Origin of the sequence: Brenneria corticis, assembly GCF_003115855.1 — a bacterium.
Lineage (GTDB): Bacteria > Pseudomonadota > Gammaproteobacteria > Enterobacterales > Enterobacteriaceae > Brenneria > Brenneria corticis.
On record NZ_KZ819081.1, the window covers coordinates 94,444 to 117,555 of the forward strand.

General features: G+C 60.8%; 17 protein-coding genes. 16 read left to right on the forward strand and 1 reads right to left on the reverse strand.

Translation table 11 applies throughout. The features are described from left to right. Positions 1-135 precede the first annotated feature (135 nt). The 10 genes from DDT56_RS13405 to DDT56_RS13450 all read left to right on the forward strand — a co-directional run bounded on the left by DDT56_RS13405 (position 136) and on the right by DDT56_RS13450 (position 12,269). A complete protein-coding gene (locus DDT56_RS13405; RefSeq protein WP_136166943.1) occupies positions 136-2,058 on the forward strand; it encodes an FAD-dependent oxidoreductase in 1,923 nt (640 codons plus the stop codon). A 318-nt stretch (positions 2,059-2,376) separates the two neighbouring features. Further along, positions 2,377-3,750, forward strand: coding sequence for a carbohydrate porin (locus DDT56_RS13410; RefSeq protein ID WP_246856773.1), 1,374 nt, complete (start codon positions 2,377-2,379; stop codon positions 3,748-3,750). Between the two features lie 423 nt (positions 3,751-4,173). After that, positions 4,174-5,547: a carbohydrate porin gene (locus DDT56_RS13415; protein ID WP_246856774.1), complete on the forward strand. Its 1,374-nt coding sequence runs from the start codon at positions 4,174-4,176 to the stop codon at positions 5,545-5,547. A gap of 251 nt (positions 5,548-5,798) precedes the next feature. Then, a complete protein-coding gene (gene epsC / locus DDT56_RS13420) occupies positions 5,799-6,824 on the forward strand; it encodes a serine O-acetyltransferase EpsC (protein WP_136166944.1) in 1,026 nt (341 codons plus the stop codon). Between the two features lie 123 nt (positions 6,825-6,947). Then, the gene (locus DDT56_RS13425; protein ID WP_136166945.1) at positions 6,948-7,850 is read left to right on the forward strand and encodes a PLP-dependent cysteine synthase family protein; all 903 of its coding nucleotides are present in this window, start codon (positions 6,948-6,950) and stop codon (positions 7,848-7,850) included. After that, positions 7,847-8,272: a M67 family metallopeptidase gene (locus DDT56_RS13430; RefSeq protein WP_136166946.1), complete on the forward strand. Its 426-nt coding sequence runs from the start codon at positions 7,847-7,849 to the stop codon at positions 8,270-8,272. The genes DDT56_RS13425 and DDT56_RS13430 overlap by 4 nt, the downstream gene beginning before the upstream one ends. A gap of 25 nt (positions 8,273-8,297) precedes the next feature. Next, positions 8,298-8,588 (forward strand): ubiquitin-like small modifier protein 1, encoded by a 291-nt coding sequence (locus DDT56_RS13435; protein ID WP_136166947.1) that lies wholly within the window; start codon positions 8,298-8,300, stop codon positions 8,586-8,588. Beyond that, positions 8,585-9,760, forward strand: a complete 1,176-nt coding sequence (gene moeB, locus DDT56_RS13440; RefSeq protein ID WP_136166948.1) for a molybdopterin-synthase adenylyltransferase MoeB — start codon at positions 8,585-8,587, stop codon at positions 9,758-9,760. Before DDT56_RS13435 ends, moeB begins: the two co-directional genes overlap by 4 nt. 66 nt (positions 9,761-9,826) lie before the next feature. Then, positions 9,827-10,774, forward strand: a complete 948-nt coding sequence (locus DDT56_RS13445; RefSeq protein ID WP_136166949.1) for a family 2A encapsulin nanocompartment shell protein — start codon at positions 9,827-9,829, stop codon at positions 10,772-10,774. Next, the gene (locus tag DDT56_RS13450) at positions 10,761-12,269 is read left to right on the forward strand and encodes a cysteine desulfurase (RefSeq protein ID WP_136166950.1); all 1,509 of its coding nucleotides are present in this window, start codon (positions 10,761-10,763) and stop codon (positions 12,267-12,269) included. The genes DDT56_RS13445 and DDT56_RS13450 overlap by 14 nt, the downstream gene beginning before the upstream one ends. 67 nt (positions 12,270-12,336) lie before the next feature. Here the strand turns inward: DDT56_RS13450 and DDT56_RS13455 are convergent, their stop codons facing one another. Beyond that, entirely contained in the window at positions 12,337-13,737 is a 1,401-nt protein-coding gene (locus DDT56_RS13455; protein ID WP_136166951.1) for an alginate export family protein, read from the reverse strand. A gap of 428 nt (positions 13,738-14,165) precedes the next feature. On the opposite strand from DDT56_RS13455, the gene DDT56_RS13460 reads away from it, so the two are divergent. The 6 genes from DDT56_RS13460 to DDT56_RS13485 are packed head-to-tail and all read left to right on the forward strand — an operon-like array spanning position 14,166 to position 23,066. Next, positions 14,166-15,335, forward strand: coding sequence for a nucleotide sugar dehydrogenase (locus DDT56_RS13460; protein ID WP_136166952.1), 1,170 nt, complete (start codon positions 14,166-14,168; stop codon positions 15,333-15,335). A 53-nt stretch (positions 15,336-15,388) separates the two neighbouring features. Beyond that, complete coding sequence (locus tag DDT56_RS13465; protein WP_136166953.1) at positions 15,389-16,597, forward strand: glycosyltransferase family protein; 1,209 nt, start codon at positions 15,389-15,391, stop codon at positions 16,595-16,597. Then, positions 16,594-17,832 (forward strand): glycosyltransferase, encoded by a 1,239-nt coding sequence (locus tag DDT56_RS13470; RefSeq protein WP_136166954.1) that lies wholly within the window; start codon positions 16,594-16,596, stop codon positions 17,830-17,832. Before DDT56_RS13465 ends, DDT56_RS13470 begins: the two co-directional genes overlap by 4 nt. Further along, on the forward strand, positions 17,832-18,989 hold the full coding sequence (locus tag DDT56_RS13475; RefSeq protein ID WP_136166955.1) for a glycosyltransferase family 4 protein: 1,158 nt from the start codon (positions 17,832-17,834) through the stop codon (positions 18,987-18,989). The genes DDT56_RS13470 and DDT56_RS13475 overlap by 1 nt, the downstream gene beginning before the upstream one ends. Then, a complete protein-coding gene (locus DDT56_RS13480) occupies positions 18,986-20,794 on the forward strand; it encodes an ABC transporter ATP-binding protein (protein ID WP_136166956.1) in 1,809 nt (602 codons plus the stop codon). Before DDT56_RS13475 ends, DDT56_RS13480 begins: the two co-directional genes overlap by 4 nt. Continuing rightward, positions 20,784-23,066: a phosphotransferase gene (locus DDT56_RS13485; protein WP_136166957.1), complete on the forward strand. Its 2,283-nt coding sequence runs from the start codon at positions 20,784-20,786 to the stop codon at positions 23,064-23,066. Before DDT56_RS13480 ends, DDT56_RS13485 begins: the two co-directional genes overlap by 11 nt. Positions 23,067-23,112: the final 46 nt, after the last annotated feature.

Genomic DNA, 23,112 nt, shown 5'->3' on the forward strand with positions numbered 1-23,112 from the left:
GCATCATCCGCGCTGTGATTCACCCCACCCCGGCCCTCCCCTTCGCAGGGGAGGGAGTCTGGCCGGGCGGGGTCATTAATGGCAAAGCGCATAACTTTGTCGGCAGTTTGAATATAACTCTATAAAGGTGAAATTATGATAACGAAAAATAGAGGACGCACCTATAAACGGCGGCTCGCCATGATGTTGCTGGCGTGCGGTATGTTGGGCGCATCGGCCCATGCCGCGATTACAGCCGGCCAGTACAGCGCCACGGAAAAGGGCAACGAAGGGATAGTCGGCGTGACGGTCACCATTGATGCCGCGGGGGTTATCAAGGATATCGCGGTGGATGCCAGCAAGGAAACGCCGGAGCTGGGCGGCAAGGCCGGTCCGGAAGTGGGGCGGGCGATTGTCGAGCATCAGAGCCTGAATGTGGACGGCGTGACCGGCGCGACCATGACCAGCAACGCGGTGAAGAAGGCGGTCTCCGCGGCGCTGAGTCAGGCGGGCGCGGACGTGGCGCGCTACCAGGGCAAGGTGGCGAAACAGGGGCAGGATGAGGAAACCAGCGTCGACGTGGTGGTGGTGGGCGGCGGCGTTTCCGGCACCGCGGCCGCGCTGGCCGCGGCGGAAAAAGGCGCCAAGGTGCTGGTGATAGAGAAAATGCCGGTGCTGGGCGGCGCGGGGCGCATGGCCAGCGGTTTTACCGCGGTAGAGTCGTCGCTGCAGAAAGCGAAGGGCATGAAGTACACCGCCGCCGAGCTGACCCAGCGGCTGCTGGAATATAACCAGTATCTCTCCAACGGCCCGTTGACCAAAAGGATCGTCGATAAATCGGCGTCGACGGTTGACTGGATGATCAAACACGGCGTGGAGCTGGACATCGTGGAGACCACGCGCGACGCCAAGCAGAGCTCGGTACAGCAGGCGCACCTGGAAGATCCGATTAAATCGGACGTATATCACCGCATTAAAAACGGCGGCGAAGCGGCTTATAAGACGCTGTACGACGAATTCGCCAAGCTGGGCGGCAAAGTGCTGACCAAAACCGTCGGCAAATCGCTGCTTCAGGATGATAAAGGCAAAGTGACCGGGCTGATCGCGGAAAAAGCGGACGGCGGTCAATTAACCGTACACGCCAAGGCGGTGATTCTGGCCAGCGGCGGCTTCGGCGCTAACAAAAAGATGCTGGATGACGCGATGCTGACGGAGAATATTTTCCCGCTGGCATGGCCCAATATGGGCGAGGGGCTGGAAATGGCCTGGAAGGCCGGCGGCGCGAAATGGGATATGCAGTCCGCCCTGATCCACGCCGCCCAGTTGGTGGACATCGAGCCTTCGGAAGGGGCGCATCACGGCGGCGGCGACGCGGCGGCGCTGGACAGCCCGCTGATCTGGCTGCTGAAATCGCCGCTGCTGTGGGTGGACGTGGTCGGTGAACGCTTTGCGGACGAGGGCCATATCTACGATACCGCCTTCTGGGCCAACGTCGCCTACTCCGTCGGCGGCCATTATTACATTATCGTCGATACGCCGACGTTGAAATCCTTCACCAAAAACGCCATGCCGTTCCCGCTGTCGGGAGCCGGTCCGGCCAACCCGCCCAAACCCGGCGACTTCGTCGCGCTGGCGGATGCGGGCACCAGAGGCGGAACCAGCAAGTCGATCGTCAAGGGCAAGGACATCGCCGAACTGGCGTCGCGCATGGGGATCGCCCCCGAGAGTCTGAAAGCCACCGTCGACCGCTATAACGGCAACGTGAAGGCCAAACAGGATAAGGATTTCGGCAAAAAGGCGGAATATCTGGCGTACGGCGTCGAAAAAGGGCCTTTCTATGCCTTTAAAGCGGTGGTGGTCAGCCTGAGCTCCCTGGGCGGCGTGCGGGTGAATTCCGACCTGCAGGTCACCAATGCGGATCTTCAGCCCATTGCCGGTCTGTATGCGGTGGGGAACAATGCGGCCGGCTTTTACAGCGTACCGGGCTATCCGCCTTATCAGGGATTGGCGAACGGCTTTGCGCTGAACTCCGGGCGTATCGCCGGCGAGCACGCGGCGCAATCTGTTCTGAAAAAGTAGCCCTATTATTTCTATAACTTATGCGGCACCGCCAGAATGTGCCGCATTAATTACAACCAGAGGCGGAAACAGCGCGCTAATAATAAATCTGACAGTCAGAGAATAATTATTATCGTACCGTCATTAACACTATTTATGACCGAAAAGAGCGTGAATAAACCTTGTTCAGTACCCGATAAAAGCCGCGGAGTTTCCTTTATGGAACGCGTAAAGCGGAAATAAATAGCCGCGATGAATAAGGATAAATAAGTCGCTCTGCCGTTTTTTGTCATTCAATGACCGGCTGTTCTCGTCTCATTATCTCTGTGGGATAGAACAATGAAAATAACACACCGTAATATATGGACGAGGATGCTGTCCGTCGGCGTCGTTGCGTCCGGTATGCTGCTGACGGGCGTTCAGGCGCGGGCCGCCGAGCCGGCGTCTGAACGCCCGCTGTCGGAGGCGGGAACATGGCTGGCGGAGCATGGCGTCACGCCGCATCTGATCGTCTCGCAGCTTTATTTGGGCAACCCCAGCGCGGGAACCCGCACCGACCAGCATGAAACGCTGACCATGTTTATGGCCGGCGCGGACTTCGATCTGGACCGCATGGGGCTTATTCCCGGCGGGAGCATCCATTTTATGCAGCTATGGGTGCCTTTTACCCATAATCTGGAGCTCGGCAACCAGTCGGGCGGCGTGCTGGCCGGCAACCCGCCGCCCTACATTCCAAAAACGGCGCATCTGATGCGCTTCACCTATGAGCAGAAGCTGTTCGACGATCGGCTGTCGATTGAGGCCGGCAAGAGCAACCCGGGACAATTCTTCGGTTTCACCAACTGCAATATTCCCTCGGCCTGCGTAAACACCATACTGAATGAAACGGCGGTGTTCGCGCCGCCGCCTTATGCCGGCTGGGGCGCTCGCATCGGCTACCGCTTTACGCCGACGCTGGAGTCAGGCATCGGCGCCTGGCGCACCTATCAGGCGTTTCCATTCACCAACGGCTGGGAACGCTGGGACGACGACCTGGACAGCGGCAACACCCTGCTGGTCGCCAACGTGGCGCGGCGCGTCAACTGGCAGCAGGAGCCGTATCCCTTTAACTGGGAGGTTTTGGGATTCCATAATTTCAAGGAGTATGACGACGTTTACTACACGGTAAACGGCACCTCCAAGGTGTACGACGGCAGTTCCCCGGCGCGTACCCATGACGGCGTCTCCGGCGTCTATCTCACCGCCAAGAAAGCGCTGTGGCGGCGCGACGGCGGAACCGATACGCAGAATCCTTTCCCCAGCGCGGTAAGCCTGCACGGCAGCGTAACGCACACCCTGCAGTCGCACGCGCACCGGGGGATCGCCACCCTGGCGGACGCCGGGCTGATCTGGTCCGGTCCGTGGCAGAGCCGTCCTCACGACAGCTACGGCCTGACGTTCCGCTGGGCCAAACTGACCGGCAGCGAGCAGAACTACCTGCAGGATATGTTCGACGTGTCGGGCGGGACGGGGTGGCAGGTGCCGCGCAACGAGTATCAGCTGAGCATCGACGCCTCCATTATGCTGACGCCGGAAGTGAATCTACAGCTGATCGGCGCCCGCACCTGGAACAACAGCAACTGGCAGTATCCCTACACCAGCGTCAAGCCGGAGAACGGCTATACGTTCTGGCTGCAGCTGAACGTGCTGGCGGACAAACTGCTCGGTCTTTGACAGAGAAGGCGGACTGGCGGGATTGCCGGTCCGCTGACCACGCCCAGGCAATATGAATGGCGTCGACTCTGTAACAACAGGAGAGAAATGACCATGAGGTATTTATTCAATAATTCAACATTATGCGGACGGCGGTAAATTAACGCCTTATGACGCATTACTAATAAACAGAGACAGAAACAGCAGGGTAATAATACGGCCGGTTGCCGGCCGTATTATTAGCGCGTCGTCATTAACGCTATTTATGACAGAGAAGAGCATCAACAAACCTTAATTCAACGCCCGTTGAAGGCCGTTTGTCGCCGCTGTGACAGGGTCGGAATAAATAACCGGCAATGAAGAGGGGTAAATAAGCCGCTCTGTGGTTTTTGGTTATTTAATGACCGGCTGCTCTCGTCTCATTGCTACCGGTGGGATAGAACAATGAATACAACATTTCGTAATATAGGGGCGAGGATGCTGCCCGTTGGCGTTATTGCGTCCGGTATGCTGCTGACGGGCGCTCAGGCGCTGGCCGCCGAGCCGGCGCCTGAGCGCCCGCTGTCCGAAGCGGGGAAATGGCTGGCGGAGCATGGCGTCACGCCGCACCTGATCGCCAGCCAGCACTGGCTGGGAAACCCCAGCGCGGGGACCCGCACCGGCCAGCACGAAACGATGACCGTGTTTATGGCCGGCGCGGACTTCGATCTGGACCGTATGGGGCTGATCCCCGGCGGGAGCATTCACTTTATGCAACAGTGGGTGCCATTTATCCATAATTTGGAGCTCGGCAACCAGTCGGGCGGTGTGCTGGCCGGCAACCCGCCGCCCTACAGTCCCAAGGTGGCGCATATGATGCGTCTCACCTATGAGCAGAAGCTGTTCGACGATCGACTGTCGATCGATATCGGCAAAAGCAACCCGGCGCTGTTTTTCGGCTACAACAACTGCAATATCGAGATTTCCTGCGTAAACACCATTCTGAACGGCACCGCGGTGTTCGCGCCGATGCCTTATGCCGGCTGGGGCGCGCACATCGGCTACCGCTTTACGCCGACGCTGGAGTCGGGCATCGGCGCCTGGCGCACCTATCAGGCGTTTCCGTTCACCAACGGCTGGGAGCGCTGGGACGACGACTTCGAAAGCGGCAACACCCTGCTGGTCGCCAACGTGGCGCGGCGCGTCAACTGGCGGCAGGAGCCGTACCCCTTTAACTGGGAGATCCTGGGATTCCATAACTTTATGGAATACGACGACGTCTACTACACGGTAAACGGCACCTCCAAGGTGTACGACGACAGCTCCCCGGTTCGCACCCATAACGGCGTCTCCGGCTTTTATCTCACCGCCAAAAAAGCGTTGTGGCGGCGCGACGGCGGGAGCGATGCGCAGAACCCTTTCCCCAGCGCGGTAAGCCTGTACGGCAGCGTGACGCACACCCTGGGGTCCGAGGCGTATAAAGGGCTCGCCACGCTGGCGGATGCGGGGATCATGTGGTCCGGTCCCTGGCAGAGCCGCCCCCACGACAGCTACGGCCTGACGTTCCGCTGGGCCAAACTGACCGGCAGCGAGCGGGACTACCTGCAGGATGTGTTCGCCGTTGAGGGCGGAACGGGGTGGCGGGTGCCGCGCAACGAGTATCAGCTGAGCATCGACGCCTCGATTATGCTGACGCCGGAGGTGAATCTGCAGATGGTCGGCGCCCGCACCTGGAATAACACCAACTGGCAGTATCCTTATTCCGGCGTCAAGCCCGAGGACGGCTATACGTTCTGGATCCAGCTGAATGTGATGGTGGATAAGCTGCTCGGGCTTTGATGCCGAAAACGAGGCGCGGGGGGATAAAGCGACCCGCGTCCGTTTCCCTCCTCCGCGGGTCGTGCCGCGGCGGCGAAAACCGGCCGCTCGGCGGGTTCGGCGGCAGGGAACCGCCGGCCGGGGAAATGGGGACATATCCATTTCCTTACTATTCTAATCCGATAAAAGCATTTGCTTTGATTGGTTGGCGATAATAAATCTATAGCCAAGTGATTCATTCTTCACGAGACGTCAAAATACGAGGAAAAATCATGGCGGAGCAGGATGTGGGCGAGTTGTTGTTTATCCAGCAAAGCCATGTAAATTGGCATCTGGACGACGTGGTGAAGGAACTGAGCGCGGTTCGTCAGCAATGGCGGAGAAAATATTACCCGAGCGATTATCTGGATAAGCGCCTGATACCGTCGAAAGAGAAAGTGTCCGAGATTGCGGATACCCTGATAAAAGGGTTATATCCGATGCGTCTGGGCATCAGCGAGCTGCGCAAGGAAAATGAAGACTATTACGTGGGGTATTTGCTAGGCACCGCCCTGGACCGCCTGGCGGAAGAGGCCAGCCTGGAATTGCGCTACTATTCCAGTTTACAAGAACAGCCCGCTTCACAAGAACAGGCCGGTCGGCAGGAACAGCGTGGCGATACGCCGCCGCGTGATGAAGACGCCGCCGGGTTCGGGGAAGCCGTCAGGCGCGTGAAAGCCTTCGCCGCCAGGCTGCCCGAGATCCGCAAACAGCTGGATAACGATATTCTCGCCGCCTATCAGGGCGATCCCGCCGCGCACAGCGTCGACGAGGTGTTGATCTGCTATCCGGGGATCTACGCCGTTATCCATCATCGCATCGCCCACCAGCTATATCTGCTGGATCTGCCGCTGCTGGCGAGGATCATCAGTGAAAAGGCCCATAGCCAGACCGGTATCGATATCCACCCCGGCGCGCAGATAGACGAAGGGTTTTTTATCGATCACGGCACCGGCGTGGTAATAGGCGAAACCGCGATTATCGGCAAGCGGGTGCGTATTTACCAGGCGGTGACGCTGGGCGCCAAACGTTTTATCACCGACAGTTCCGGCAATCTGCAAAAGAATTATCCCCGCCACCCGATTATTGAAGATGACGTGGTCATTTATGCCGGCGCGACGCTGCTGGGGCGGATCCGTATCGGCGCCCGTTCGACCATCGGCGGCAACGTCTGGTTAACGCGCGACGTGCCGCCGGAAAGTAATATTCGCCAGGCCAGCGCATTGCAAACGCAATATAAGGATGGCGACGGCATTTAATCCGCCGCGGATTAAATTGTTGGTCGTTTATATTTTCCGGCGCAAATTGCGAGTTGGGTCAATAAAGAAAATCGCCTGCTGACATAATAGTAATAAAAATATAACCATTTGTATGGAAGATATATGAGTATTCTGGATCTGGTCGGTAATACCCCATTGATAGCATTAAAGAATTTATCCGAAGATATATCTGACGTTCCCATATTCGGCAAAGCGGAATTTATGAACCCCAGCGGTTCCGTTAAAGATCGCGCGGCAAAAGCCATGATCCTTGACGGCATCGCCAGCGGAAAGCTGACCCCCGGAAAAACCATCATTGACGCCACCAGCGGTAATACCGGCATTGCCTACGCGATGATCGGCGCGGTGCTGGGTTATCAGGTCGTCCTCTTTATGCCGCGGAATACCAGCATCGAGCGCAAACGAATTATCAGCCATTACGGCGCCGCCATCGTGGAAACCGATCCCCTGGAGGGTTCCGACGGCGCCTATCTGGCGGTCAAGGAGCGCGTGGCGGCGGACCCCGAACGCTATTTTTACCCCGATCAATACAACAACGACGTTAACGTCCAGACGCATTTCACCACCACCGGGCTGGAAATCTGGCGGCAAACGCACCATCGTGTGACACATTTCCTCGCCAGCGTGGGGACCTCCGGCACCTTTGTCGGCAGCGCCCGGCGTCTGAAGCAGGAAAATCCGTCGATCAAGACGCTGATGGTACAACCGGCATCCCCTTTGCATGGTATCGAAGGGACCAAGCACATGGCCAGCAGCATCAAGCCGGGCATTCTGGATGAAACGCTGCATGACGGGGTGATAACCGTGACGACGGAAGAGGCCTATGCGATGACGCGGCGCCTGGCGAAGCGGGAAGGCATCTTCGTCGGCGTGTCGTCGGGGGCGAATGTGGCGGCGGCGGTAAAACTTAAACGCACCCTGGCGGCGGACGCCGTGGTGGTTACCATACTTTGTGATACCGGTTCACGCTATACGGCGGACCCTTTTTGGAATGAAAATCTATGATACGGCTATCGAAAGAGACGGAGCGGTTAATCCGGCTGGAAGGCGAAAAAGCCTATCCCAACGAGTGTTGCGGCGTGTTGCTGGGCGCCAGCAACGAACAGGGGGAGGCGATAGTCGATCAGATCCTGCCCATCGAGAACGGGCGGGAAGAGGAGGAACAGTATCATCGTTTCGTGATTACCGCGGACGACTTTTTGCGCGCGGAGCTGGTTGCCCGCAAGCAGGGGATCGAGGTGATCGGTTTCTACCATTCCCACCCGGATCACCCGGCCGTTCCCTCTGAATTCGACCGGGTGCACGCTCTGCCTTTCTACGCCTACATCATTGTGGCGGTGGAAAAACGGGTATCCGGCGACTTTACCAGCTGGCGGCTGACGCCCGACCGTGAACGTTTTATTCAGGAAGACGTCGACAATAACTGAACACCCTATTTAGCGAGGATTAACCATGGCGGCAACTTTATTGATTCCAACGGCGCTGCGCGCCTTTACCGACGGTCAGTCGAAAATCAGCCTGGAGGGCGATACCGTGGGGCAGCTGATCGGCGCGCTGGCGGATAAATACCCCGATATTCGCCAGCACCTGTATGAGGATGACGGCGCGCTGCGTTCGTTTATCAACCTTTACGTCAATGAAAAGAATATCAAAACCACCGGAGGGCTGGATACGCCGGTGGGCGACGGCAGTGAAGTCATTCTGGTGCCGGCGATAGCCGGAGGAGCGGGAGAGGCGGCATGAGTATTGCGAGTATCATTCCCGACGATCGTCTGGCGGAGTTGTCCAACGCCGATATCGCGCGTTACAGCCGCCATTTGCTGTTGCCGGAGGTCGGCGTCGAGGGGCAGCAGCGCATAAGAAGCGCGCGCGTGCTGCTGGTGGGCACGGGCGGGCTGGGCGCGCCGGTGGCGCTCTATCTGGCGGCGGCGGGGATCGGCACCATAGGAATAGTGGATTTTGATTTTGTCGAAGTATCCAACCTGCAGCGCCAGATCATTCACGGCACCAGGGATATCGACCGCCCGAAGGTGGCCTCGGCCAAGGATCGCATCAAGGCCATTAATCCCGGCGTGGAGGTGGTGACCTATAACACGCAGCTAAACAGCGGCAACGCGCTGGATATCATCCGGGAATACGACATCGTGGTGGACGGTACCGACAACTATCCCACCCGTTACCTGATTAATGACGCCTGCGTCCTGCTGGGCAAACCCAACGTCTACGGCTCCATCTTCCAGTTCGAAGGGCAGGCCAGCGTGTTTTACGCCAAAGAAGGCCCGTGCTATCGCTGCCTCTATCCGGCGCCTCCGCCGCCGGGACTGGTGCCTTCCTGCGCCGAAGGCGGCGTGGTCGGCGTTCTGCCCGGCATTATCGGCACCATTCAGGCCGCGGAAGTCATCAAACTTGTGGTGGGCGGCAGCGACAGCCTGATCGGCCGCCTGCTGCTGTTCGATGTGTGGCAGATGAAACAGCGCGAGCTTCAGCTGGAAAAAGATGCCGATTGCCCGATCTGCGGCGCGCATCCAAGCATCCGAGAGCTAATTGATTATGATGAATTCTGCGGTCTGAAACCGTCGACGGAAGAAGAGCCTATCGAAAGCGTGACCGCGCTGGAGTTAAAGGCCTGGCTGGACGACGACAAGCCGCTGCAACTCATCGATATCCGCGAACCTCATGAACGCGCCATTGTGAAATTCCCTGATGCCAAGGTGATACCGCTGGGTCAGATAATCAGAAGGATCGACGAGTTTGATCCTGCCGTCGATGCGGTGTTTCTGTGCAAAATCGGGCAGCGCAGCATCTTTGCCATTCGCGCGTTACAACATGCCGGATATAAAGGGAGGTTATTGAATTTAAAAGATGGCATCAATGCCTGGGCGCGGGATGTGGATGCCCGCTTACCGCAATATTGAGGGATTGCACCGCAGTATCCTTGACCAACGTCTTATACACCTATTAATGGAAAAGAAGGAAGCATCATGGCTGAGAAGAAAACGCAATTGAACGCACTGGGGCGCGAAGCCGCTTATCAGTTGGCGAATGTGACCAAAACGGCACCGCAGTTTGGCGCCATTACCCCCCGCTGGGTGTCTCGCTTTCTTGAGTACAAAGGGCTGGAAGCCGGGATATACCGCGTCAACAAGGTGGTGGAAGGGGATACGCCGCTGGATATCCTGTGCAGCCAGGATCCCACCCGCATTGAAATACCCAAAGGCTATATCGAGTATCAAACCAAACCGCGCGAGTATCAGCTGGATTCGATCGCCACGATCGTCAACGTCGATACCAAAATCGCCGATATCTACAGTTCGCCGTTCGATCAGGCGGCGGAACAGATCAATCTGGCCATCGAAAGCCTGCGCGAGCGTCAGGAGAGCCAGTTAATCAATAACGATGATTACGGCCTGCTGAAAAACGTCGCCGACTCGCAGCGCATCCAGACGCGCAGAGGCCGGCCGACGCCGGACGACCTGGACGAGCTGATTTCCAAAGTGTGGAAAGAGCCGTCGTTCTTCCTGGCGCACCCGCGCGCCATCGCCGCGTTCGAACGCGAAGCGACGCGCCGCGGCGTACCGCCCGTCACCGCGACGATCCACGGCGGAACCTTTATTCTGTGGCGCGGCATCCCCTTGATCCCTTCCGATAAACTGTTCGTGGACGGCTTAAAGAATCCGAAAGGGCAAAGCGGTAAAACCAATATTCTGCTGATCCGTTCCGGCGAAGCCAAACGTGGGGTGCTGGGCCTGTATCAGTCGGGGCTGCCCAATGAACAGTCCCGCGGATTGTCGGTGCGCTTCAGAGGCATTGACGACAACGGCGTGGCGTCTTATCTACTTTCGGTCTATTGCTCTGCTGCTATCCTGGCTGACGACGCCATTGCGGTATTGGAAGACGTTGAAGTAGGTGAGTACTATGACTACGAATAAACGCGCGCTATACGGCGGCGAGCCGGACCCCTGGGGCAATGCGCCGGATCGGCTCTATTCGGCGAACGATTACGGCCTGCCGGATGAGCACGATCTCTACGCGCTGCTGGCCGAGCGGTCGGCGGTCGGCGGGCAACCCGGCGCGCAGGGCGCCCCCGAGCCCGGCTATGCGCCGCGCGTGGTGCCGCTCGGACAAAACGGCGCCCCCGCGGCGCCGTACGGCGCGGTGAATCACCCGTCGCCGTCGCAGGAGTCCGTTCTCGCTCCCGCGGCGCGGGTCGGCCAGATCCCGGTTGAGCGCATCCGCGCCGATTTCCCCATTCTGTCGGAGCAGGTGGACGGCCATCCGCTTGTCTGGCTGGACAATGCGGCCACCACCCAGCGTCCGCAGCAGGTGATCGACCGCATCAGCCACTTCTATCTGCATGAAAATTCCAATATCCACCGGGCGGCGCATACGCTGGCGGCGCGTTCCACCGATGCCTACGAGGCCGCGCGCGACAAGGTGGCGCGTTTCATCGGCGCGCCGGGGCCGGACAATATCATTTTCGTGCGCGGCGCCACCGAAGGGCTGAACCTGATTGCCCATAGCTATGTGAAGCCGCTGCTGCGGCCGGGGGATGAAATTATTCTCACCCTGCTGGAGCATCACGCCAATATTGTGCCGTGGCAGCTGATCGCCCAGGAAACCGGCGCGGTGATCCGCGTGGCGCCGGTGGATGAGCAGGGGCAAATACGCCTTGAGGAGTACACCCGGCTGTTCAACGACAAGACCCGCTTCGTATCGGCGACCCACGTATCGAACGCCCTGGGCACGGTGACGCCCATCCAGGAGCTGGTGGCGATCGCCCATCGCTTCGGGGTGCGCATCGCCATCGACGGCGCGCAGTCCATCTCGCATATCCCGGTTAACGTAACGGCGCTGGATGCGGACTTCTTTGTCTTTTCCGGACATAAAGTCTTTGGTCCCACCGGCATCGGCGCGGTATACGGCAAGCGGGAGGTGCTTGAGGAGGCGCGGCCTTATCAGGGCGGCGGCAATATGATCGCCGATGTGACCTTCGAACTGACCCAGTATCAGCCGGCGCCGAACAAGTTCGAGGCCGGGACCGGGAATATCGCCGATGCCGTCGGACTGGGAGCCGCGCTCGATTACGTGTCGTCGCTGGGTATTGAAAACATCGCCCAGTACGAGCATGCGCTGCTGGAATACGGCATTCGGAAACTGTCCCGTATTCCGGGGTTGCGTTTGATCGGCACGGCGGCGCAAAAGACCAGCGTGCTGTCGTTCGTGCTGGAAGGGCATAATATCGAGGACGTAGGCCGCCATCTCAGCCAGGTGGGGATCGCGGTGCGCGCCGGGCATCACTGCGCGCAGCCTATTCTGCGCCATTTCGGCTATGAAGGCACGGTAAGGCCCTCGCTGGCTTTCTACAACACGCCGCAGGAGATCGATTTCCTGGCGGACCGGGTGGCGCAACTGGCCGCTCGCTAGCCCGTCTTACGGTGAAAACGCCGACTATGCCGTCCGTAGCGATACGGGCGGCATATTTTTTATACGGTTAAAATCCCACCTCTACTTCAATCCAGGCGGAATAGGCGTCGGCGCTGCGCGGGCCGGACGGCGTACGAAAGCGCTCCGACGGGCGGAACCAGCCGACGGCGGATTCCACCTTGATATTGTCCCGCGGCTCCCAGCCCACCACCAGATCCAGTTCGGAACCCAGCGTTCTGGTGCTTCTCTGGTCGTCTCTGGGGGATAGTTCCGCCGCGTTATCCGCCAACGGCGCCAGCTTGTCTTGCCGGTAATGGTGATAGACCAGATCCACCGTTGCCCGCGGCGTGATATTGAAGCCGACCCCGGCGGTGAGAATATGCATATTGGTGAGCTGGGGATCGAAGGTTTCGCCATAGATTTTGAATTTCGCCTCGCCGCCGAACGTCGCCTCGTTGGACTGCAACCCGGTCTGGCGGTAATGTTTCCGGCGCCGGCCGTCGTCATCGCCGTCGTCGCCGCTGCCCCAGGCGTAGCCCAGGGTGATGCGCGGCGCCGACCCGTCCTGGCTCAGCCGATAGGTTGCGCCCACGTCGACGGCGTAGCCGCGCAGATCCGCGCCCGACTGGCGTCCCCGCACCATGCCAAGCTCCAGCCAGTGGCGCCAGCCCTCTTCGGCGTTGCTGTGCGAGCGCACGCCGAGATTGAGCTGGCGGTCGTGCTGCGCGGCGGTATCGCGCTGCCATACGCCGTAAAGCCCCACCAGCCACTCGTCCGCCATTTTCCTGCGCACCAGCACGGCGCCGGTGTTGACGGGGCTATCGTTCTTCGTCGAACTGTCCAGCAGGTCGCGCTGCCAGTGGTTGACGCGGCCGCCGAGCGCCTCTATCCGCCAGCGGTCATGCCGCCACCGCGCGTGCGCGCCGTCCAGATTTTCATCGAACAGCCATTCGCGCTCGTCGCGAAACAGCCAGCGTCCCAGCCTGATGCGGCCGTCGGGCAATAGGTCGTTAATGCCGAGATAGGCCTGGTTAAGATCCAGGGTGGTTTTTCGTTCGGTATCCTCTCCGGTTTCGCGGCTGACGGTTTTTTCCCATTCCAGTTCGGCGAAAGCGAATAGCGGATAATCGTCATCGGTGCGTATTTGGGCGCGCAGCATCGGCCCCCATTCGCTCTCCGTCTCTTTTTTATCGCCGCGCCTTAATTTGGCGTTATGAAACCGTTCGCCGGTGAGCTTTAGCGTGAAGTCCGCGGTGATAAAGGGTCTATTCTCCGGGGCGATATCGCTATTCGTTTTCTTATTTTTCGATTTATATATATCGTTTTTAGTGGGGTCGGAAATAACTATATTTCTTCCGTTTTTGTCTATAGGTAAATTCTTAATTTGTTTTTTGGATATATCTTCTGAAAAAGAAAAAGAAGATATAAAAAACAGGCAGTAACCGGAAATATAAAAGAAAAAACGCATTATTCCTTACACTCCATGTGGTCAGATAATAACGAAAAACCAGCCGGATGAAACAGGGATAAGTATAGCGAATGGCCGATAGATAGAATAATACAACCTGATGTTTTATGTAAAAGCTTTACTTATTTCTCCGTTCGGGTTAGAAATTTTGTGATCTGTAAATGATTTATAAAATCAGAACTCGACACCCATTGTTATGCCAAGTAGTTTACCTACTGCGAATACCCGTAGAGTAATGATGATGCGGATATTGAATACTCGAATGCATTAAGATAAGAGGTTTTGTAATTTAATTAACCGTCAACGATTGTTGCTGCTTATTATTAGAAGGCTAGCTATGGGTTTGGTTCCGGTGATGAATCAACGCCATTATGTAGCAGCATCAATTTATTCATATCACTTTTGCAAAACTTGGTAAGTGGCGCGCTATGAAAATTGCCGTTTTCGGATTGGGTTATGTCGGGCTGTCTAATGCCGTTCTGCTGGCGCAGCGGCATGAGGTGGTGGCGTATGATATTGATGCGGCCAGGGTCGACTTGCTGAATCAGCGGCAATCGCCGGTTTCCGACGCCGAGATAAGCCATTATTTAACTCATCGCCGACTCGACCTGCGCGCTACCGAAGATATAGCGGCGGCGTGCCGCCATGCCGATTTCATTATTATCGCCACGCCGACGAATTACGATCCGCAGACGCACTATTTTGATACCTCGTCCGTCGAGCGGGCGATTCGCGAGGCATCGCCCCATCTTGCGCCCGACGCGGCGCTGGTCATCAAATCCACCGTTCCCATCGGCTTTACGCAGCATCTGCGCGCCAAGTATGAAATCGATAACCTGTTCTTTTCGCCGGAGTTTTTACGCGAAGGGCGGGCGTTGTACGATAATCTCCACCCGGCGCGCATTATCGTCGGCGATAAGGGCGAAGCGGCGCGCCGCTTTGCGGCGCTGCTGGCGGAAGGCGCGAAGAAAAAAGATATCGAGGTGCTGTTTACCGGATCGACCGAGGCGGAGTCGATAAAGCTGTTCGCCAATACCTACCTGGCGATGCGCATCGCCTATTTTAACGAGCTGGACACCTACGCGGAATTATTCGGTCTGGATAGCGCGGAGATCATTAAAGGCGTGTGCCTCGACCCGCGCATCGGCGATTATTACAACAATCCCTCCTTCGGCTACGGCGGTTACTGTTTACCCAAAGACACCAGACAACTGTTGGCCAATTGTCGCCGTGTGCCGAATAACCTTATTCGCGCCATCGTCGAGGCCAATCATACCCGCAAGGATTTTATCAGCGAGGCTATATTGCGCCGCGCTCCCCGCACCGTCGGTATTTATCGGCTGATTATGAAGAGCGGCGCCGATAATTTTCGCGACTCGTCCATTGTGGGCGTAATGAAGCGCCTGCAAGCGCAGGGGATAAAAGTGCTTGTGTATGAACCGGGGCTGCGGGAAGCGCTATTTCATCACGCCCCGGTCATTTCCGATTTCGGCGCGTTTCAATCGCAGTCGGACGTTATTGTGGCGAATCGACTTTCCGACCAGCTAACGACGTGCCGGGAAAAAGTCTATAGCCGGGATTTATTCCGCCGCGATTGACGGTCGGTATTTTAATAAGCGCGGCGGCCGCAGACGGTCCAAAAGGAGGAGTATTGATCAAGGTAACGCCCAGGCTGGCTTTTTATTCACACGACACGATGGGGTTGGGGCATATTCGCCGCAATATGCTGCTGGCCGAGTTTATCCTGACGCGTTTTCCGGCGGCGGAAATATTGTTGATAACCGGCGTGCGCGAAGCGGGAAAATTCCCGTTACCCATCGGGATCGATACGGTTACGCTGCCGACGTATTTAAAAACCCCGCAGGGCGATTATTTACCCCGCTCGCTGGGAAAGGATATTCGCCGTTTGGTGATGCTGCGCTCAAGGATTATTTATTCCGCGCTGGAGGCGTTCGAGCCGGATATTCTGGTGATTGACAATGTGCCGCGCGGCGCCATGTCGGAACTGGACGCCTCGCTGCCGATGATGGCGCAGAAGGGGGCGCACCTTGTGCTCGGGCTGCGGGACATTATCGACGAGCCCGCCGCCGTGCGCCGCCAGTGGAACAAGCTGAATAATATGCACGTTATCCGCGAGTATATTTCTTCCATCTGGATCTATGGCGACCGGGTGGTTTACAACCTGCCGCAATGCTATCGCTTCGACCGCAGCCTGTGCCAAAAAGTCTCTTTTGTCGGCTATCTGGATGCCAGGCAGCGAGCCTCCTCCGGCAAAGGCCCGGCGGAAATCCTGCCGGGGCTGGCGTCGCCCTACGCCTTGTGCGTGGTGGGCGGCGGTCAGGACGGCGGGCCGCTGGCCGACGCGTTCGCCAACGCCCGCATGCCCGCCGGCATGACCGGGGTGCTGATTACCGGCGCCATGATGCCGCCGCAGGAGAAGGCGCGCCTGCGGGAGCGGGTGGGCCGGCGGCAAGACATGCTGATAATGGAGTTCGCCGCCGATCCGCTGACGCTCATGCGCCACGCGGAGTGCGTGGTCGCCATGGGGGGATACAACACCACCACGGAAATTTTGTCGTACCGCAAGCGGGCGTTGATTGTGCCGCGCGTCACGCTGCGCCAGGAACAGTGGATCCGCGCCACCCGCCTGGCGGAACTGGGGCTGGTGGACTGTCTCCACCCGGCGGATTTGACCGCGTCGGCGCTCGGCGACTGGCTGGCGATGCCGCCGCGCCCGGCGCGGCGCCGGGCGGCGCTCAATTTCAACGGACTCGACGGCGTCGCCGACAGAGTGCAGGCGCTGCTGGCCGCGAAGTACGCGGACGGCGGCATCCATCCTCAACGGGAGAACGGTGAATGAACCAAAGCCCGCTGTACGTGGGGTACGTGCTTAAACGCTACCCGCGCTTTTCCGAAACCTTTGTGGTGAATGAAATTCTGGCCCATGAAAGGGCCGGCATCCGCGTGGATATTTTCGCGCTGGGGCCGGTGGCGGAAACCCATTTTCAGGACTGTATTTCCCAGGTGCGTTCGCCCGTTACCCGGCTGGCGGACAAGCAGCACGATAGCGAGTCGCTTTGGGAGCTGATGGAGGAAGGGCATGCGAAACTGGCCGATTTCAGCGCCCGCATCGCCCTGGCCAGAGACGTCAGCGTGCATGAGTTCGCCCAGGCGCTGAGGCTGGCGCTGGCCGTCAAGGCGCGGGGAATAGGCCATCTCCACGCCCACTTCGGCACGCACGCCACCACCATCGCCCGCCTGGCCGCCGCTTTCAGCGACGTCGGCTACACCTTTACCGCCCACGCCAAAGATATCTATTTCGCCTATGAAAAGAGCGTCGGGCTGGATCGGAAACTGCGCGACGCGGCGCAAACCATCACCGTTTCCGACTATAACCTGGCCTATTTGACCGAGAAATACGGCGACGACGCGCGGAATATTGTGCGGCTGTACAACGGGCTGGACCTGAGCCGCTTCACCTATGAGCCGCCGCTGAACCGCGGCAGGCAGATCCTGGCGGTGGGCCGGCTGGTGGCGAAAAAAGGCTTCGATGTGCTGATTGACGCCCTTAGCCTGCTGGATAAACGCGGGGAGGATTTCCACTGCCGGCTGATCGGCGGCGGACCGCTGCTCGACCCGCTGCGCACGCGCATCGACGCCGCCGGTCTGGCGCGGCGCGTCACCCTTGAGGGCGCGCTGCCGCAGGCGGAGATTATCGCGGCGATGCGCCAGGCGGCGATGGTGGCGGCCCCGTGCGTGATCAGCCACGACGGCGACAGGGACGGTCTGCCCACCGTACTGCTGGAGGCCATGGCGCTGGGGACGCCGGTGATTTCCACGCGGGTGGCGGGCATTCCCGAACTGGTGATCGACGGCGAAACCGGCCTGTGCGTCGCGCCGCGCGATCCCGCCGCCCTGGCGGACGCCATCGCCGCGTTGCTGGCCGCGCCCGACAGACAGCGACGGCTGTCGCGGCAGGCGCGGGCGTTGATCGAACGGGATTACGACATCGACGCCAACAGCGGCGTGCTACGCGACATTTTTCGCCGGGCGGTGGACGCCGGACCGGGCCGGCATGCGGGAGGGGGGGAATAATGCGGGTCGCCTATATCTGTGCCGATCCCGGCATTCCGGTCTTCGGCAGCAAAGGGGCGTCGATACACGTTCAGGAGGTGATCCGCAGCCTGCTGCGCCGGGGGGCGCGGGTGACGCTGTTCGCCCAGCGCCCTGAGGGGGAGCCGCCGCCGGATTTACGCTCGCTGGAGGTGACGCCGCTGCCGCCGCTGCCGGCCTCCGGTGCGGCGGCGCGCGCCACGGCGGCGTTGGCGGCGAACCGCGTTCTGCCGGATCTTCTGGCGCGCTCGGGGCCGTTCGATCTGCTGTATGAGCGCTATTCTCTGTGGAGCCATGCGGGCATGGCCTTTGCGCGGCGAAACCGTATCCGGCGGGTGCTGGAAGTGAATGCGCCGCTGATCGAGGAGCAGCGGCAATACCGGGAACTGCCGCTGCGGCGGCAGGCGGAACGGGTCATTCGTTCGCTGCTGGCCGACGCGGCGACGATCGTCGCGGTGTCGCCGGGGGTAAAGGCGTATCTGGATGCCTTTCCCGAATCCGGCGGGCGCGCCGTGGTGGTCTCCAACGGCGTTGACCTCGCGCGTTTTCCGGCGGCGCGGCCGCCTCGCCCCGGCGGAAACACCATCGGTTTTCTCGGTTCGATGAAGCCCTGGCACGGCGTGGATCGGCTGATCGACGCCTTCGCCCTGCTGCATCGGCGCGGTCGGCATGGGCGGCTGCTGGTGGTGGGCGACGGCGGCGAATCCGCCCCGCTGCTGGAAAAAGTCACCCGCGACAACCTGCTGCCCTTTACCCGCTTCACCGGCGCCGTCGCGCCGCATCGCGTGCCGGCGCTGCTGGCGGAAATGGATATCGCGGTGGCGCCCTATCCGCGCCTGGCGGGGTTCTATTTTTCGCCGTTGAAGATTTATGAATATATGGCCGCCGGGCTGCCGGTGGTGGCGACGCGCGTCGGCCATCTGCATGAGGTGCTGGAGGAGGGGCGGGCCGGGCTGCTGGTGCCGCCGGACGACCCCGCCGCGCTGTGCGAGGCGTTGATCGCGCTGCTGGACGACGACGCGCTGCGGCAGACGCTGGGGCAGGCGGGGCGAGCGCTGGTTGCGCAACGCTACGGCTGGGACGCCATCGTCGGGCGCATTCTGTCGCTGGCCGACGCGGCCGGGGAGGGACGCGGATGAATAGCCGCCCGCTATTGTACGTCGGCCGCGTTTTTCTCCCCTATCTCGCGCCGCAGCGCGGCCTGCTGTGGGGTTCGCTGGGGGCCTTGCTGTTCGCCACGGCGATGCGCCTGCTGGAGCCCTGGCCGCTGGCGGTGGTGATTGACGCGGTGCTGACGACGGATGCCGCCGCCGCGCCGCGGCTTATGGGAATGGAAAACTGGAGCAAAACCGCGCTGTTATGGTTTTGCGCCGGCGGCGTCGTCGCCATCGCGGCGCTGAAAGCCGCGATGAGCTATCTCAGCACCCTGGGGCTGGCGCTGGTCGGCAGCCGGGTGCTCGGCGAGGTGCGCCGGGATCTGTTCTCCCACCTGCTGAATCTGCCGCTGTCGTTTCACCATCGGGCGCGGACGGGGGATTTAACCATGCGCCTGATCAACGATATCGGCATGCTGCGCGAGGTGACGGTCACCGCGCTGATGCCGATGCTCGCCAGCCTGCTTATCCTGACCGGCATGTTCGGCGTGATGCTGTATCTGGACTGGCGGCTGGCGTTGATAGCGCTGCTGCCGATGCCGTTTCTGCTGTGGCGTTCGCGCCGCGCCGCCAGAAATATTCACGAGGTCAGCCGGCAGCAGCGCAGGCGCGAGGGGAAACTGGCGGCCAAAGCCGCCGAATTTATCGGCGCCATCTCGACGGTGCAGGCGCTGGGCCTGGAGTCCGCGGCGATCAAAAGCTTCGGCGACGACAATATGCAAAGCAGCCTGCATAACGTCAGATCCAAACGGCTGGAAGCGGGGCTGGAGCGCAGCGTGGATCTGGTTATCGCGCTGGCGACCGCGCTGGTGCTGGTATGCGGCGCCAGCAGCGTGCTCAGCGGCAGACTGTCGCCGGGCGATCTGATTATCTTTCTGTCCTATCTGAAAAATTCGTTTCGTCCGGTGCGGGAGTACGCCAAGTATACCGGACGCCTGTCCAAGGCGCTGGCCGCCGGAGAACGCGTGGTCGACCTGCTTGAGCGCCGGTCGGACATCGTCGACGGCCCGCACGCCGCGGAATTAAACGCGGCGGCCGGGGATATCCGCTTTGAGAATATCTGCTTTGGCTATCAGGCGACTCGCGACGGCGCCATGCTGAGCATTCTGGACGGCTTCAGCCTGCACGCGCCGGCCGGGCGTTCGGTCGCCATCGCCGGCCCTTCCGGGGCGGGAAAGTCCACCATCAGCAGCCTGCTGCTGCGCCTGTATGACCCGCAGTCCGGCGCCGTCGAACTCGACGGACGCAATCTCGGCGACTACACGATCAGCAGCCTGCGGCGGCAGATCAGCGTGGTGCCGCAGGACAGCCTGCTGCTGGGGGTCTCCATTCGCGAAAACATCGCCCTGGCCGCCCAGCGCCCGGTTAGCGAGCAGGAGATTATCGCCGCCGCCCGGCTGGCGAACGCCCATGAGTTTATTACGGCGCTGCCGCACGGCTACGACACCGTTATCAGCGAAGGCGGGCAGTCCCTGTCCGGCGGGCAGCGGCAGCGGATTTCCATCGCCAGGGCGGCAATCCGCCGCACGCCGATCCTGATTCTGGACGAGCCCAACGTCGGCCTGGACAGCGAAAACGAACGCGACGTCACCGAGGCGCTGCTACGCCTGATGCGGGGGCGCACCAGCCTGTTGATTACCCATAATCTCTCTTTCGCCGCGCGCGCCGACCATATCGTGTTTTTAGAGCAGGGGCGCATCGTCGAGCAGGGGAGTCATGACCAACTGATTGCCGCCGGCGGGCGCTACGCCCAGCTGTGGCAGTTGCAAAGGCGGGAAAATGAACGCTAACGGCGGGCGCGGGAGGGAGACGAAAATGTGGCGGGGCGCGGATGCGAAAATAGTCAGCGGCGATCCGGCGCTGCCCGGTCTGTCGCTGCTGCTGGATGCCCAGGCGCTGTTGCGGCGCATACGCCGGCTGCCGCAGCTGGATCGCACGCGCGCGCTGGCGATCGACTATCTGCGCTATAAGCCGGCCACCAGCTGCGTCGCCGGGCTGCTGCTTACCGACGCCGACGGCGTCCGCCGCCGCTATTACGCCAAGGCGCTGACGCCCGAGCGTTTCGACCGCGTTCGGCGCCGCGCGCCGCAGTCGGCGAACCTGTTGCCGGATGCGGCGGTGATGGTGGCGAGTGCGGCTGACGATAGCGACCTGCCGGGGCTATCGCTGCTGTACCATCCCGGCGAACTCGGCCGGCAGATGGCGGCGTGGCTGCCGGAAATCGACCCCTCGGCGCCGCTTGACTGGCAGTTGCTGCGCTACAAGCCCGGCAGGCGCGCGGTGGCGCGAATCGCCTGCCGCGGGCGAGATCTGGCGGTGCTGCGCTGGGCAAGCGCGAAAGAGTATGGGCGCATAGTGCAGGGCAACGCCATCGGCGCGGCGCTGGGGCATATCTCGCTAGTGGGGGCGGACGCGCAACGCCGGCTGCTGGCGACGCGCTGGCTGGAAGGGGGGAGCCTGTGCCCGGAACAGCGCGGCGACTGCCCGGTCGGGGAGATGCGCCTTGCCGGGGAAAAGCTGGCCGAGGTGCACAACAGCGATTTTTCGCTGCCGCTGCGCCGCCACGCCGGCGACGACGTTGCGGCGCTGTGGCGCGTAAGGAACACGCTGACGGCCGTCGCCCCGCAGAGCGTGTCGCGCTTTACCCGTCTGGCGACGCGGATCGCCCGGCGTCTGATGCGGCTAAAGACGCCGCCGACGCTGATTCACGGCGATTTTTCCGCCGATCAGCTAATCAGGCTGCGCGGCGACGGCGCGCTGCGCATCGTGGATTGGGAGCGGGCGGCGTACGGCAATCCCCTGGCCGATATCGCCACCTTTCAGGCGCGGCTGGAGCTACAGGTGATTGAACGGACGGTGAGCCGCCAGCAGGCGGACGACGCGGTGGCCGCCTTGCTGGCGGGCTATTTGCCGCGGCGCGCGCTGCCGCTCGGCGACCTGGGGGGATACGTCGCCTGGGCCGCGCTCTGTCTGGCGGCGGAGCCCTTCCGCAAGCGGGCGGCGCGCTGGCCCGCCCAGATCGACGCCCTGCTGACCGCGGCGGAGCGCTTGCTGGATGCGTCGTCGCCCGACGCGCCGGCGAGCGACGGCGTGGCCGCGCTGCGGGATAGCCAACGGGTCGCCGACGCGGTGCTCGCCGCGTCCGGCGCGCCGACGGGCAGCCGGTTGACCCATAGCGAAATCGTGCGTCATAAACCGGGGAAGCGCGCCCTGGTGCATTACCGGATAAGCCCGCCCGCGCAGGCGGCGCCGTGGGAGCTGTTGGGGAAATACGGCGAGAAAGGCGTGGACGAACGCGCCTTCCGCTGCCAGTCGACGCTGTGGCGCAACGGCTTTGATAACCGCGCGGATGTCGCCGTGCCCGAGCCTTTGGCTCTGGTGCCGGCGTTTAACCTCTGGCTGCAACGCAGGGTGGCGGCCAGACCGATGGCCGATTTTCTCTTTCCCGACGCTGAAAACCTGCGTCTGCTGGGAGAGCGCGTCGGCGCGGCGCTGGCGCGTTTGCAGCAGAACCGCGCCTTGCGGCGGGAAATCGCGGCCCGCCGCTGGGGCATCGAGGATGAGCTGGCCATCTTGCGGCGTCGCCTGGCGGACGTGGCGGCGTGCCACCCCCGCTGGCGCGATCGTCTGGACCTTTTGCTGCACGCGGCGGAAAAACGGGCGATAGCGTTGATTGACGATTGCGACGTATGCCTGCACCGCGACTTTTACTTCGATCAGGTGCTGGTGCCCGACGATGCGCCGGGGCGGCTGGTGCTGGTGGATTTCGATCTGTGCCGCCTGGGACCGGCGGCGCTGGACGCCGGAAACTATATCGCCCATGTGCAGGAGTTTGCGCTGCGTTGCCATGGGGACAGCGCGGCGCTGGCGGCCCATGAGCAAGGGTTCGGCGACGCCTTTCTGGCGCATTCCCCCGGCGTGACTCTCGACGCCGTGCAGGGATTCACCCATCTTTCCCTGCTGCGGCATATTTCGCTAAGCACGCAGTTTGCCGAGCGCGTTCACACCACGGAAACGCTGATCGCCCTGTGCGAGACGGCGCTGCGCGACTGGCTGGCGTAAGGGGGCGAGGGCGGATTTTTGCGCCTGGCATCCCCGGCGCAAAATC